Below are 14,857 nucleotides of genomic sequence, written 5' to 3' on the forward strand. Positions count from 1 at the left end.
CTTGAACAATCTGTAAGAACGGTACCACAAAAATAATAAAACCCAGCCAACCCCTGCATAAAATTCGAGTAACAACTCTAATTGATAGTTATAGCGCAAAAGGTAAAAGTTGCACCGCTCTCGCCCCATGCACGTCGGCGAATGACCGTTGGTCGCCCAGGCATACCCAAACCATAAGATATATCTTACGTTATGTCTAAACCTGCAAAGAGAGCACACAGAAATGAGAGACCCTCATCACCACCGAGACCACGGTGACAGCCACGATGGCTTCGAAAAACGCCCCGGCCGCGAACGCGGCGGGCGAGGCCCACGCGTCTTTGCGCCGGGCGACCTGAAACTGCTGCTGCCGGCGCTCATCGCCGAACAGCCTTGCCATGGCTACGACCTGATCCGCCAGATCGAAACCCTGTTCGACGGTGCCTACAGCCCCAGCCCTGGGGTGATCTATCCCACCCTGACCTTTCTTGAAGAAAGCGAATTGATCACTGGCGACGCCGAGGGCGGAAAAAAACGCTACACAATCACCGACGCCGGTCGTCTCTTCATAAGCGAACAGGCGATTGCCCTTGAAGGTATCCGCATGCGCATGGATGTGAGCAAACGCTCGCTGCGCGGCCATGACCGCCCACCGGAAATCCACGAGGCGGTGCATAACCTGCGCCACGCCCTGCATTCGCACCACGGGCGCTGGAGCCCGGAAGAAATCACGCGGGTCGCAGCGCTGCTCAACGGCACCGCCCAAGCCATTGCTGACGGGAAAACTCAATGAATACTCAAGCCATCCATCGCGTTACCCACGAAATCAAACGCCGCCGCCTGGACGTCCTGCGCGTGGTCGACATCACCCCGCGCATGCGCCGTATCACCTTGGGCGGGCCGGAACTGGCGGGCTTTATCAGCCTGGGCAGCGACGATCACATCAAGCTGCTGTTCCCGCAGAACGCCGCCGAACAAGCGGCGCTGCAAAGCCCGACCTTCAGCATCAAGGGCGACGGCCCGCAACCGGCGATGCGCGACTACACGCCTCGCCGCTATGACCTGGCCAGCGGCGAACTGGACATCGACTTCGTGCTGCACGGCGACGGTCCTGCCTCCACCTGGGCCGACCAGGCCAAGGTCGGCCAGCACCTGTACATCGGCGGGCCACGCGGCTCGATGATCGTGCCGGACATCTTCGACAGCTACCTGCTGATCGGCGACGAGACCGCCCTGCCCGCCATCGGCCGCCGCCTGGAAGAACTGCCGGCGGGGCGCAAGGTCTTGGCGGTGATCGAGATCGAAAATGCGGCAGAGCAGCAAACGCTGCGCAGTGCTGCCGATGTGGATGTGATATGGGTGGTGCGCGGTCAGGACAATCTGCTGCAAACGGTACAGAACCTGACGCTGCCGGGCGGCACGCTGTACAGCTTTGTCGCGACCGAAACCAAGTTGTCGCGCCAGCTGCGGCGCGTGTTGCTGGACACTCACAAAGTCAACGAGGAGTTCCTCAAGGCCGTTGGTTACTGGCGTGCCGAGGGCAGCGAAGACGAGTGAAACCTGAGGGAGGGGCTCGCCCCTCCCTCATTGGAAGGACGGCGACTTCAAGTATTTATCCAGCCCCACCACCGCCAACGCAATCAGCACAAACCCCGCCAGAATCCCCCCGGCATTCACGAATACCTGTGGATAACCCAGGGTGCCGACATCAATGAACGGGTACTGATACTGCCCGAGCAAATCCCCGCGCAACAGCGCATAGGCGAAGTACACCAACGGGTAGATCACCCACGCGCCGATGTGCTTGAGGCGCAGGGAGCCCTTGGGCACGCACCGCCACCAATAGATCAAAAACAGCACCGGCATTACGTCGTGCAGCAATTCGTCGGCGAGCAATTGAAAACCTTCGGGTTGCCACAAATGCCGCAGCAACAGGCTGTACGCCAGGCCCACCACCAGGATGCTCACGGCGATCCCACTGCTGATCGCCGGCCTGAGAAAAAACCGCTTCGCCGCTGAATCCCGTTGAATCACCGCATAACTCAACACCACCACCGCCAAGGTGTTGGTGAGCACCGTGAAGAAACTGAAAAAGTTGATCAGCCCGCCCAGCAGGCTGGCGCCGGTCGACCAGCGCGAATAAAAAATCAGGTACTGCTGAATCGCCAACCCCGCCCAACCGGCCAGTGCCGCTGCCGCTATAAACCGCTTCATGGGTTCAATCCAGCGGGCGTTTGGTGCGCATCAGCTTGACGTACAACCCTTCGACTTTCTCCCGCGCCCACGGCGTTTTGCGCAGGAAGGTCAGGCTCGACTTGATGCTCGGGTCGCTCTTGAAACACCGCACATCAATGCGCTCGGCCAGGCCTTCCCATTCGTAGTGCTCCACCAGCGTGGTGAGAACGTGCTGCAGGGTGACGCCGTGAAGGGGATCGTTGCTTGTCGCGGTCATGCCGGGCCTATGAAAAAAGTAATCACGAAGGCGCACACCTTATCACCCCGCCCACCCACTGATAAAAAGTTCCCGTGGATCACGAAAAAGAGATGTTATATTGTAACTATAACTTTCAAATCTTTTCGTCGTTTTGCCAAGGAATGTCCGATGTCCCTCTCTTCCCTGTGGCGCTTGACCCCGCTTGCCGCCGCCCTGCTGATCTGCTCCGAAGCCCACGCCCTGGAACTGCAACCCCAAGTCATCACCGGCAACCCGCTGGGCAGCGAACAACTCGCATCGCCGACCACCGTGCTCGAAGGCGATGACCTGACCCTGCAACAAAAAGGCAGCCTCGGCGAAACCCTGAACCAGCAACCGGGCGTGTCGTCTTCGTACTTTGGCCCAGGCGCCAGCCGGCCGATCATTCGTGGCCAGGACGGCGACCGTATTCGCATCCTGCGCAATGGCGTGGGCGCGCTGGATGCCTCGTCGCTGTCTTATGACCATGCGGTACCGCTGGACCCGGTCAACGTCGAACGCATCGAAATCGTGCGCGGCCCGGCCGCGTTGCTGTACGGCGGCAGCGCCATCGGCGGCGTGGTCAACACGTTCGACAACCGCATCCCCACCGAAGCCATCGAAGGCATTCACGGCGCCGGTGAATTGCGCTACGGCGGCGCCGATACAACACGCAGCAGCGCGGGCAAATTGGAAGCCGGCAATGGCACGTTTGCCTTGCACCTGGACGCTAATGCGCGGGAATTCAACGACCTGAAAATCCCAGGCCAGGCGCGCAGCCGCCACGCAGCGGACAGCGAAGACGGCCCCGGCAAAAACGGGCGCCTGGGCAACAGCGACGGGCGCCAGGACGGCGGCGCCGTGGGCGGTTCCTACACCTGGGATGACGGTTACGCCGGGCTGTCCTACAGCAGCTACGACAGTAACTACGGCTCGCCTGCCGAACAGGCAGTGCGCATCCGCATGAAGCAGGATCACTACGCCTTTGCGTCCGAGATCCGCAACCTGCAAGGCCCGTTCACCTCGGTGAAACTCGACGCGGGCTACACCGACTACGAACACCGCGAAATCGAAGACGGCGAAACCGGCACGATCTTCAAGAACAAAGGCTATGAAGCCCGCGTGGAAGCGCGTCACCAGCCCATCGGCCCGCTCGATGGCGTGGTCGGCGCCCAGGTAACCCGCAACGAGTTCTCAGCCCTCGGCGAAGAGGCCTTCGTGCCGCAGACCGACACCAACGCCGGGGCGCTGTTTATCCTCGAAGAAATGCAAGCCACCGAGCGCCTCAAGCTCAGCCTCGGCGGGCGCCTGGAACACACCAGCGTCGACCCGGATGCCAAGGGCAACGCACGTTTTGCCGGTGCCGACAAATCCAACGACTTCACCGCCGGCAGCCTGTCGTCCGGCGCGGTGTATACGCTGACGCCGGTCTGGTCCTTGGCCGCGACCCTGGGCTATACCGAGCGCGCACCGACCTTCTACGAGCTGTATGCCAACGGCGCCCACGTTGCCACCGGCACCTATGAACTGGGCGACGCCAACCTGAAGAAAGAAAAAGCCGTGTCCAGCGACCTGGCCCTGCGCTTTGACAACGGCACCCATAAAGGCAGCTTCGGCGTGTTTTACAGCCGCTTCTCCAACTACATCGGCCTGTTGGGCACGGGTCGTACGCTGAACGACGACGGTGAAGAAGACGCGGGTGGCATTCCCGAGTACGAATATTCCGGCGTGCGTGCACGTTTCGCCGGCTTTGAAGCCCAGGATCACATCAAGCTCGGCGAAGGCGCCTACGGCAAATTCGCGCTGGAGCTGTCGGGCGACTACACCCGTGCCACCAACCTGGATACCGGCGAAGCCTTGCCGCGCATTGCGCCGCTGCGCTTGAACAGCGGCCTGCTGTGGGAACTCGACCGCTGGCAGGCGCGCATCGACGTAGAACATGCGGCGGGCCAAGGCCGTGTGCCGGATAACGAAAGCGGCACCGATGGCTACACCACGCTGGGGGCGAGCGCGGGTTACCATTTCAATATGGGCGGCAGCCAGTGGCTGGCGTTTGTGAACGGTGAAAACCTGACCAACCAGACTGTGCGCTATGCCAGCTCGATCCTGCGCGACGTGGCGCCCGCACCGGGGCGCAGTGTGCAGTTCGGTATCCGCACCACCTTCTAACTCCTGCCCTGTTGGCACGGGCGTTTAGGGTGAGCCGGGTCTTTTGGGGTGAGCAGGCTTGTTTCTGGTGAGCAGGCTTTTTTATGGTGAGGGGCTTGTTTGTGGTGAGCGGGCTTGCCCCGCGCTGGGCTGCGAAGCGGCCCCACTCAAAACACCGAGGTGTATCAGGCACACCGCAGTGTCAGGTTTTGGGGCGGCTTCGCCACCCAGCGCGGGGCAAGCCCGCTCACCACAAACAAGCCTCTCACCACAAAAAGCTGCTAGCCACAAAAAGCTGCTAACCAAAAAGTAGCTAACCAAAAAGCAGGTTCCTACCCGCTTTTTTGCAGCGACACTTCGTCACTGTTACCAAATCTGAAATGATGCATCTTGAGATTTAGGCTTTCTCTAAACGCCTCCGCGCTTTATCCTTCGCAACAACCTGAAACGTTTCACTCCCCGGTCGACCCCATCTTGCTGATTATTCCCACATACCAAGACAGCGCTGTCTTACACCGGCCCGCGCCTGGGGATAAATCGCCCGCCTGTGGATAACCCTCGCTATCCCCAGAAAAACCGAATTAACGCTGAACCAAGCCCGCGCCGAATCGTCATCTACAGTGAGTGAAGCACGGGGTTACACAATTATTCCAACGTCACGGAGAAACACACTATGAGCACTGATGGTGCTTCAAGCCCAAGCCGCCTGCTGCCCAGGCTGCTAGGCGTCTTGCTGCTGATCATGGGCCTGGCCCTGCTGGCCGGCGGTATCAAGCTGACGATGCTCGGCGGGTCGCTGTACTACCTGCTGGCCGGTATCGGCATCGCCCTCACCGGCGTCCTGCTGCTGGCGACCCGCCGCGCCGCGCTGGGTCTGTACGCGCTGGTGCTGTTCGCCAGTACCGTGTGGGCCTTGTGGGAAGTCGGCCTGGACTGGTGGCAGTTGGTGCCACGCCTGGCGCTGCTGTTCGCCCTGGGCATCGTCATGTTGCTGCCGTGGTTTCGCCGTCCGTTGCTGCGTGGCCAACCTGCCCCGCTGGGCACTGGCGCGCTGAGCGTGGCCGTGGTGTTGGCCGGCGCTGCCGCCCTCGCCAGCCAATTCACCAACCCTGGTGAGATCAAAGGCCAACTGGACCGCGACGCGGTGCCGGGCATGGCCAATGCTGCGCCGTCCCAGGCTGATGGCGACTGGAACTCCTACGGTCGTTCGTCCTTCGGTGACCGTTACTCGCCGCTGGCCCAGATCACCCCGGAAAACGCCCACAAGCTGGTGCCTGCGTGGACCTACCGCACCGGCGACATCCCCGGCCCGAACGATCCAGGCGAGACCACCGCGGAAAACACCCCGCTGAAAGTCAACGGCATGCTCTACGTGTGCACCCCGCACAGCCAAGTGATTGCCCTGGACCCGGACACCGGCAAGGAAATCTGGCGTTTCGATCCGAAGATCAGCAGCCAGGGCGCTGAGAACTTCAAGGGTTGGGCGCACATGACCTGCCGTGGCGTGTCGTATCACGATGACGCGGCCTACGCGTCCGAGCAGAGCCCGACCGGCAGCGCCAGCCCGGCCGCCGCGCCGAATGCCTGCCCGAAACGCATCTTCGTGCCGACCGCCGACACCCGCCTGATCGCCCTCAACGCCGACACCGGCAAGATGTGCGAAGACTTCGGCGACAAAGGCCAGGTCGACCTGCGTGCCAACATCGGCAGCTTTGCCCCAGGCGGTTACTACTCCACCTCGCCACCGGCCGTGACCAAAAACCTGGTTGTGATCGGCGGTCACGTGACCGATAACGTCTCCACCGACGAGCCTAGCGGCGTGATCCGTGCGTTCGACGTACACACCGGCAAGCTGGTGTGGAACTGGGACAGCGGCAACCCGGACGACACCACCCCGTTGGCCGAAGGCAAGACCTACACCCGCAACTCGCCGAACATGTGGTCCATGTTCGCCGTGGATGAAAAACTCGGCATGCTCTACCTGCCGATGGGCAACCAGATGCCCGACCAATACGGCGGCGACCGTACCGACGATTCCGAGAAATATTCCGCCGGCCTGACCGCCCTGGACATCGACAGCGGCCACGTGAAGTGGACCTTCCAGTTCACCCACCATGACCTCTGGGACATGGACGTGGGCGGCCAGCCGTCGCTGATCGACATCAAGACCGACGCCGGCGTGAAGCAGGCCGTCATGGCGTCGACCAAGCAAGGCAGCATCTACGTGCTGGACCGTGCAACCGGCCAACCGGTCGTGCCGGTCCATGAAGTGGCCGTGCCGCAGGGCGCAGTCGCGGGCGACCGTACCTCCCCTACCCAGCCGAAGTCCGAGCTGAACTTCATGCCGCCGCCGCTCAAAGAGCGCGACATGTGGGGCGTGACGCCGTTCGACCAACTGCTGTGCCGCATCGATTTCAAATCCCTGCGCTACGACGGCGCGTTCACCCCGCCATCGCTGCAAGGCTCGATCGTTTACCCAGGTAACTTCGGCGTGTTTGACTGGGGTGGCATTTCCGTCGACCCGGTACGCCAGATCGCCTTCGTAAACCCGAGCTACATGGCGTTCAAGTCCAAGCTGATCCCAGCCGCCGACATCGCCAAGCAAGGCCCTCGCGTCAGCGAAACCGAAGGCGTGCAGCCGAACAAAGGCGCGCCATACGGCGTGATCCTCGAAGCCATGCTGTCGCCAATGGGCCTGCCGTGCCAGGCACCGGCGTGGGGCTATGTGGCGGCGGTCGACCTGACAACCCACAAAACCATCTGGATGCACAAGAACGGCACCGTGCGTGACAGCTCGCCGGTTCCGATCCCACTGAGCATGGGCGTACCTAGCCTGGGTGGCACCTTCACCACTGCCGGTGGCGTGTCCTTCCTCAGCGGCACCCTCGACCAGTACCTGCGTGCCTACGACGTGAAAAACGGCAAGCAACTGTGGGAAGGCCGCCTGCCAGCTGGCGCGCAAACCACACCGATGACCTACACCGGCAAGGACGGCAAGCAGTACGTGCTGGTCGTGGCGGGTGGTCATGGTTCCCTGGGGACCAAGCAGGGTGACTATGTAATGGCGTTCAAACTGCCGGATTAAGCTTTATCGGCGGTAAAAAAAGGCGCTACCCTAAACAGGTAGCCGCCTTTTTCATAAACAACACAGATCAATATGTGGGAGGGGGCTTGCCCCCTCCCACATTTGAACCGTGGCGTTCAGGAGACTAGTGCTCGATCACTTCTCCACGCATCACCGCCAGCCGGGCAATCAACCGATTCTGCACCGGCACCGGGATTCCTTCGCTGTCCATCGCCTTGATCAAATCCTCCACCAGTGCATTGAAGTCACTGCGGCTCACGTTCTGGCCCTTGTGACTCTCGGCCATGCTGTCGCCGGTGTAGGTGCACGGGCCGCCCGCTTCGACGCAGAACTGTTCGATCAATTTGTTGCGCAGGCGCTGGATATCGACGCGCCGGAAACGTTCGACGATGCGCTCATCCCGAGCGATGTTGAGCAGCATGCCTTCGACAATCCGCGTAATGCCGGGCATGGCGCCAAGGTCGCGGTACAGGCTGTCGTCCTTGGGCGGTTGCTGGGCGCAGGCGCTGAGCAGCAGCACCAGGGCGATGGGTAGAAAACGCATCAGAAACTCCCTTGCACCGACAGGTAGGTGCCGTTCTGGTTATCCAAGGTGGCGATCTCCCCAAGCCGGGCGTAGGCCAGCACAAACGACACATGCTTGTTGGGAAAGTAGCCGACAAACACATCGGCCCAGTCGCTTTCGCCCGCGAACGACAGGTTGTCGGGTTTCTCACGGTACTCCACGCCCACCGCCCAGCGCGGGTTGAACAGCAGCGCCACCGAGCCTTCCTTGAGCAGGCTGCGACTGTCACGGCGGTCGCCGCCAAAGCCTAGCAGACCGGTTTCGTTGGCGCGGCTGTAGCGCAGGCTGCCGTTGACGAGCACGTTGTAGCCGAACACGGCGCCCATGAACAAACGGCTCGCGGCCAGGTAGCCTTCCACGTCGCTGTCGCGCCTGGCACCGACCAGGCTGGGGATGTCGAAGTTGGTCTGGTGCTTGTATTCCAGGCCGAGGGACACCTGCGGCAGGCGGTCGTAAATCACGTCGCCGAACAGGCGCACCTTCACCCCAAGCACATCCTGGCCGAGGTTGTCTTCCGGCAGATTCAGCTTGTGCACCAGGCTGCCAAGGTCGAAACGCTGGCGGGCGAAAGACACTTCGACGCGGTTGTCATAGGCCAGCGCCAGCCCCGCCACGTCCAGCCGATAGTCCGGCAGGTTGACCGTGGTGGCGAACGCCGTGGCGCCCCATTCGTGCTGTTCGCCGTAGCCGGCCAGCACCGCCCACGGCGTGATGCCGCCGCCCGCCGTGCCCTCGATGCTGCTGGCACCGCCGGTGGCGATCAGGCGGCCGTTTTCGGCCAGGGCGGTGTGCACAGTCAGGGCGGCCAGGCAGCCAATCAATAGAGAGAGACGCACGTCAGCCACTCAGTGAACAAGGGAAGTTTGCGCACTGAGGGGCAACGCCACCCAGGCTTCGAAAGCGTCGGCGCTCAAGGGCCGGCTGATCAGGTAACCCTGGGCCGTGTCGCACTGCCAGCGCTCCAGAAGACGCAGGCTGTGGGCGTACTCAACGCCTTCGGCGACCACTTTGAGGCCCAGGTTGTGGCTCATCTCGATGGTGGAACGCACGATCACCGCGTCTTCACTGGTTTCATCGAGGTTGCGTACAAAGGATTGGTCGATCTTCAACTCTTGCACCGGCAGGCGCTTGAGGTGAGCCAGCGACGAATAGCCGGTGCCGAAGTCATCCACCGACAGGCTGATGCCGCAATCACGCAGCAAGTGCAGGACTTTCAGCGCTTTTTCCGGCTCGCGCATCACCGCGCTTTCGGTGATTTCGAACACCAGTTGCTCCGCCGGCAAACCATAGCGACGCAGCAACGCCGAGACGCGGTGGGCCAGCTCATCGCCGAGTAAATCGTCCGCCGAGATGTTCAGCGACAACTGCAGGTACAGGCCACGGCGGTTCCATTCACACAGTTGGCGAATGCCCTCTTCGATCACCCAGTGGGTCAGCAGTTGAATGCTGCCGGAACGTTCGGCCAGGGGAATGAATTCCGCCGGCGAGACCATGCCGAACTGCGGATGCTGCCAGCGCAGCAAGGCTTCGGCCTGGCGCACGGTGCCCTGGCGAATGTCCAGCTTGGGCTGGTAATGCAGCAGCAGTTGGCCTTGGTTGGCCGCGTGGCGCAGGTCGCGGATCAGGGTGATCTGACGGCGGTGCGCGAGGTCACGGCCGTGCTCGTAGATTTGCAGGCGACCGGGCATTTGCGCGGCGTCTTTCATGGCGATGGCGGCGCGCTCAAGCAGGGTGTGGGGGCTTTCGCCGTCGGCCGGGAATGCAGCGATACCCAGGCGACAGTCGAGCGCCAAGTCATGGCCGTTGATGCGCTGGGGACGCAGCAACAGTTGTTGGAGTTTATCGGCCATGCCCACTGCCTCGTCGCTGCCGGCGCCTTCGAGCAAAAGCAGAAACTCGTCGGCGATCAGGTGCGCCAGGGTATCGCCAGGGCGCAGCACAGCTTCCAGGCGGCGACTGACCGCCAGCAGCAATTGGTCGACTGCATCCGGCCCGGCGGTTTCGCTGGCGACACGCAGGTTGTCGATGCCCAGGTAGATCAAGGCGAGCGGTCGATTCAACGCTATGGCACTGCCCAGGCGTTCCATGGCCAGTGCGCGGTTCGGCAGGCCGGTGAGGCGATCATGCAAGGCATTGTGGGCAAGCTGTTGTTCGCGCTCGGCGATGCCGCTTTGCATGGAGTTGAGCGCACTGGCGAGCAAGCCCAGCTCGTCGCTGCGGGCCAGGGCCACGGGCGTATGGTAATCGCCCTGACCAATACGCTCGGCCGCCAGCGCCAGTGCCTGCACCGGACGCGACACAGTACGCGCCAGCAGCAAGGCACCGATCAGCGACGCCAGTAACGCGACCAACGCAATGACCAGGATCTTTTCATCCAACGGCACAAAGGCTTGCATCGCCGCGTCCAGCGGGCTTTGCAGCAAGGCCAGGACTTTGCCGTTTTCATCGCTGGCCAAGACCAGCGACTGGTTGAGGAAGCGCTGCTCCAGGTGATCGGTGGTGGACAGGCCACGGCGCGTGGCGTCGCCCTGCATCAGTGCCTGGATGCTCCCGCGCAGCGCTTGGGGCTGAGTGGTAACCAAGTCGCCGGGCTGGTCTTTCTCGATTGCCAGGAAGGACACTTCGAGGTTGCTCAACGAGCGCAACTCACCGGCGAACGCACCGTCCATGCTGAAGCCCATCACCACCCGCGCAATCGGCAACGGCGCCAGCACCGACGCTTCTACCAGCAGGTGCGGCTTGCCTTGCAGCGGCACGATCAGCATGGCCTGGCGATTGCGCCGGGCTTCGCGCAGCGACTGGTCATATTTGAAGGTCGAGCCTTCGGGCACTTCGCTCAGAGTACTGGCCAGGACCTTGCCGTCCATGCCCAGCAGGATCATGTCACTGGCGTTGATGCGCTTGCCGTGATTGAGCAGCACCGAGCGCATCGTCGCCGAGTCGCCGCTGGCCACGGCATCGCGAAAACCGAAGTCGGCAGCAAGCAGTTGCACACCGTCGGCGAGGCGGCGGCCGCGCACGTCCAGCAAGCGCTCGAAGACCCGCGCCCCCACATCCAGCTGGGCCAGGGCCTGACTACGTACCGCTGAGCTGGTGGCAGCCTTGACGCTGAAATACAGCGCACCGATCACCACCAGCAACAGCAGGATCAGGACGCTGGCGACCCGCGCCTGGAAACTACTGCGCAGTTTCACGGGCAGCTCGCTTGAAAGCATCGCCAAAGGCACTTGGCGTGGGCGGAAGATCTTCGGACGCGGGCTCCAGGGCCAACACTACGTTGTGGCTCAGGCCGCCGGCAGGAATGTGCAGGGTGCCGCCGTCGAGCGGCTGCATGCCCGCGAGCTGCGGGTGCCACAGGGTGGCGTGGTAATCGCCGGGTGCCAGTTGCTCCAGGCGCACCTGGCCCTGGGCGTTGCTGACGCCGAAGTGCGGGTCGTCGGTGACGTAGATGTAGCCGAGCATCCAGTCATGGATATTGCAGCCCAATACCACCACACCGGGTTTGTCGAACAGCAACGGCTCGGCGGGCGTGCCTTCGTACAGGCGCAATTCGAAACGTTTGGCCGTGGAAAAGGAATACACCTGGTGCCGGATGTTATCGCTATTGGGGAAACGCACCTGGGTGCCGGTATGGACCGCCAGCACATGGGGGGCGAAGCGCTGGTCGCGCTGGTCCATATTGGCCTTGAGCACGCCGGCCGATGCAGCGGGCGGGCCTTGCAGTGTGACTATCGCATCCGCCACCGGGCTGCCATCGGCCTGCTTGAACGACAGGTCCAGCGTGGCCGCCGAGGCAGAGCCCGCCAGCATCAGCATCAGGGAGATCGAAGGAAGAGTTCGGGCCATGGTCGATCCGCAAAAATGGAAAATGAGCGGCCAGCCTTGGCACAGCGATGTGCGGTCATGATGCCGCAAACAAGGCACAATGCCATCACTCAATAGCGCTGGATACTTGACCGTTGGTCGGTAAATAACTGTGCAAACGGTCAAGCCTTGTAAAGCCTATCGGCCTGGACCGTAGAAACTGTAGCAGCGGGTCCTCAGACCTGCGCGTGCTCGCGGCGCATCCACATCTCGAACGCCATGGCATTCAGTGGCCGGCTGATGAGGTAACCCTGGGCCGTGTCGCAATTCCATTGTTTGAGCAGCTTGAGGCTCGGCTCGAACTCCACGCCTTCGGCCACCACCCTAAGCCCCAGGTTGTGGCTCATTTCGATGGTGGAGCGCACGATCACACCATCGCCCGTGGCGCTGTCGAGGTTGCGCACGAACGACTGGTCGATCTTCAACTCCTGCACCGGCAGGCGCTGCAACTGGGCCAGTGACGAGTAGCCGGTGCCAAAGTCATCCACCGACAGGCTGATGCCGCAGCCACGCAGTTGCTCCAACACACTGAGGGCCTGTTGCGGGTTGTGCATGATCGCGCTTTCGGTGATCTCGAAAATCAGTTGCCGGGCGGGCACCTGGTACTGCGTCAGCAACGTTGTGACACGAATCGCCAGGTCATCATCGGCCAGGTCGTCCACCGAAATATTCACCGACAACTGAATATGCAGTCCGCGCTGCGCCCATTCGCCGATCTGGCGGATCGCTTCTTCGATCACCCACTGGGTCAGGCCGCCCATGCTGCCGGTGCGTTCGGCCAGGGGGATGAACTCGGCGGGCGAGACCAGCCCCAGCGTCGGGTGCTGCCAGCGCAGCAAGGCTTCGGCCTCGCGTACCTGGCCGTGCAGCAGGTCGAGCTTGGGCTGGTAACACAGGTACAACTCGCCTTCGACGACTGCGCGGCGCAGATCGCGGATCAGGCTGATCTGGCGTTGGTGGGCCAGGTCGCGGTCCTGCTGGTAAACCTGCAGATAGCCGGGCAGCGTCGTTGCATCGTGGCGCGCAATCGCGGCGCGGCTGATCAACTCTTCCACGTGCTGGCCGTCGGCAGGGTACGCGGCGATGCCGATACTGACTTCGTGGCGCACTTCATGATTGCCGATGCGCTGGGGTTCGGTGAGCAGCGCGTAGAGGCGGTCGGCGCGGGCCACGGCGCGGTCGATCTCGGTGTTTTCCAGCAACAGCAGGAATTCGCTGCCGGTAATGCGTGCAGCCGTGTCGCTGGCCAACAGGCTCATGGACAGACACCGACTGGCTTCGCGCATCATCTCTTCCACACCCTCCGGACCGAAGCCTTCGTTGATGACGCGGTAGTTCTCGATGCCCAGGTACAGCAACACCACCGGCCGCCGCGCACTGATCGCACTGCCCAGGCGCTCCATTGCCAGGGCGCGATTGGGCAGGCCGGTAAGCGGGTCATGCAGGGCGTTATGGGCCAGTTGCCGTTCACGCACGGCGATGCCGCTTTGCATGGCATTGAAGGCACGGGCCAACAGGCCGAATTCATCATGGCTGCGCACCCGGACCGGCGTGCGGTAGTCACCCTCGCCGATGCGCCCGGCCGCCTCCACCAGCGCGTTGAGCGGGCGCGACACCCGCCGTGCCAGGAACAACGCGCCGGCCAACGACACCAGCAGCACCGCCAGGGCAATCCCGAGGAACTGCCGGTCCAGTGGCGCAAAGGATTCCAGTGCGTGGTCCAGCGGGCTTTGCAGCAATACGCGCACGTCGTCGCCGTCACCGGAGTTGGCCAGGGGCAACACTCGGCTGAGCACGCGCTGCCCGTAAAACAGCTGGATCCGAGCCTCCGGGTTCAGCGGCGCATCGTGCAGCAGGCTGAGGGTGGCGGCCTGATAAGCGTCAGGGTGGGTGCTGAACAAGGGACCAGGCTGGCCGCCCTGCACGCTGAGGAACGAGACCTCCAGGTTGCTCATGGAGCGCAGTTCATTGGCAAACAGTTGGTCCATGGGAAAGCCCATGACGACGCGGGCGATGGGCAGTGGATCGAGTACTTGATCCTGCACCAGCAAGTAAGGTCGCCCGTCCAGGGCCACAATCAGCATTTGCAGGCCGTTGCGCCGTGCTTGGCGCAAGGCGTTGTCATAGGGAAAAAGCTGCCCACGCGTGAGGATGGGCAAGGTGCTGACCATGACCTTGCCCTCCAGGCCCAGCACAAACACTTCGCTGGAGCGGATGCCGGTGCCATGCCGACGCAGTGCGGCCAGAATCGGCACTGTCTCGCCTTCGGCCACGGCTTGCTTGAACGGGCCGTCGGCGGTGAGCCAACCGAGGCCGTATTGCAGGCGATGCCCGCGCAGGTCCAGCAGGCGTTCGAACACCTGGGTTCCGGTTTTCAATTGGACCTGTGCCTGGTTCTCCACGGCGCGGGTGGTGGCGGCCTTGACGGCGAAATAGGTGGCGGCGACTACCACCAGCAGCAGCAACGCCAACACCCCGGCGATACGGGTTTGGAACGTATGGCGCCACGTCATGGCAGTGCCCTCCGGCAGTGTTCGCCGCTTTCTGCCACTACGTCGTTGTGTCATGTGCATTCCTTGCGACAGCTGACCCGGCGTCAAAAAAACATCTATTTGGAGTGGGTATTTGGTTTGAGGAGATTAGCTGGGAGTTGGGGGGAGTGCATCCAATAAAATCGGGGGATTTTGTGGCGGTTTATTGGCGACCCTGGGGTTGATTGTGGGCATATCCGTTATTTGGGTGATGGCGGGTATTGGTTCCGCCC

11 protein-coding genes are annotated in these 14,857 nt (G+C 62.4%); 4 read left to right on the forward strand and 7 right to left on the reverse strand.

Translation table 11 applies throughout. The annotated features are described in order from the left end of the window. The first annotated feature begins 223 nt into the window (after positions 1-223). Entirely contained in the window at positions 224-772 is a 549-nt protein-coding gene (locus IQK56_RS10885) for a PadR family transcriptional regulator (protein ID WP_122307839.1), read from the forward strand. After that, on the forward strand, positions 769-1,536 hold the full coding sequence (locus IQK56_RS10890) for a siderophore-interacting protein (protein WP_150674866.1): 768 nt from the start codon (positions 769-771) through the stop codon (positions 1,534-1,536). The genes IQK56_RS10885 and IQK56_RS10890 overlap by 4 nt, the downstream gene beginning before the upstream one ends. A 27-nt stretch (positions 1,537-1,563) precedes the next feature. Here the strand turns inward: IQK56_RS10890 and IQK56_RS10895 are convergent, their stop codons facing one another. Beyond that, the gene (locus IQK56_RS10895; protein WP_122307841.1) at positions 1,564-2,193 is read right to left on the reverse strand and encodes a Pr6Pr family membrane protein; all 630 of its coding nucleotides are present in this window, start codon (positions 2,191-2,193) and stop codon (positions 1,564-1,566) included. 4 nt (positions 2,194-2,197) lie between these two features. Continuing rightward, positions 2,198-2,431 (reverse strand): VF530 family protein, encoded by a 234-nt coding sequence (locus tag IQK56_RS10900; RefSeq protein WP_016977534.1) that lies wholly within the window; start codon positions 2,429-2,431, stop codon positions 2,198-2,200. Between the two features lie 150 nt (positions 2,432-2,581). Between IQK56_RS10900 and IQK56_RS10905 the strand changes: the two genes are divergently transcribed. Both IQK56_RS10905 and IQK56_RS10910 read left to right on the forward strand, forming a co-directional pair. Beyond that, a complete protein-coding gene (locus tag IQK56_RS10905; RefSeq protein WP_193862638.1) occupies positions 2,582-4,600 on the forward strand; it encodes a TonB-dependent receptor in 2,019 nt (672 codons plus the stop codon). Positions 4,601-5,252: 652 nt separating this feature from the next. After that, on the forward strand, positions 5,253-7,664 hold the full coding sequence (locus IQK56_RS10910; RefSeq protein WP_099583532.1) for a glucose/quinate/shikimate family membrane-bound PQQ-dependent dehydrogenase: 2,412 nt from the start codon (positions 5,253-5,255) through the stop codon (positions 7,662-7,664). Between the two features lie 124 nt (positions 7,665-7,788). On the opposite strand, the gene IQK56_RS10915 is transcribed toward IQK56_RS10910, so the two are convergent. From IQK56_RS10915 to IQK56_RS10935, 5 genes are all read right to left on the reverse strand, one after another. Further along, the gene (locus IQK56_RS10915) at positions 7,789-8,208 is read right to left on the reverse strand and encodes a group I truncated hemoglobin (RefSeq protein ID WP_150674871.1); all 420 of its coding nucleotides are present in this window, start codon (positions 8,206-8,208) and stop codon (positions 7,789-7,791) included. Beyond that, positions 8,208-9,065: a DUF3034 family protein gene (locus tag IQK56_RS10920; RefSeq protein WP_193901687.1), complete on the reverse strand. Its 858-nt coding sequence runs from the start codon at positions 9,063-9,065 to the stop codon at positions 8,208-8,210. Before IQK56_RS10920 ends, IQK56_RS10915 begins: the two co-directional genes overlap by 1 nt. A gap of 9 nt (positions 9,066-9,074) precedes the next feature. Next, a complete protein-coding gene (locus IQK56_RS10925) occupies positions 9,075-11,423 on the reverse strand; it encodes an EAL domain-containing protein (protein WP_193901689.1) in 2,349 nt (782 codons plus the stop codon). Beyond that, positions 11,407-12,075, reverse strand: a complete 669-nt coding sequence (locus tag IQK56_RS10930) for a methylamine utilization protein (RefSeq protein ID WP_122307848.1) — start codon at positions 12,073-12,075, stop codon at positions 11,407-11,409. Before IQK56_RS10930 ends, IQK56_RS10925 begins: the two co-directional genes overlap by 17 nt. 194 nt (positions 12,076-12,269) lie before the next feature. After that, positions 12,270-14,606 (reverse strand): putative bifunctional diguanylate cyclase/phosphodiesterase, encoded by a 2,337-nt coding sequence (locus tag IQK56_RS10935; RefSeq protein ID WP_193901691.1) that lies wholly within the window; start codon positions 14,604-14,606, stop codon positions 12,270-12,272. Between the last annotated feature and the right edge of the window lie 251 nt (positions 14,607-14,857).

The sequence above is a fragment of the Pseudomonas cyclaminis genome, from assembly GCF_015163715.1.
Taxonomy (GTDB): domain Bacteria; phylum Pseudomonadota; class Gammaproteobacteria; order Pseudomonadales; family Pseudomonadaceae; genus Aquipseudomonas; species Aquipseudomonas cyclaminis.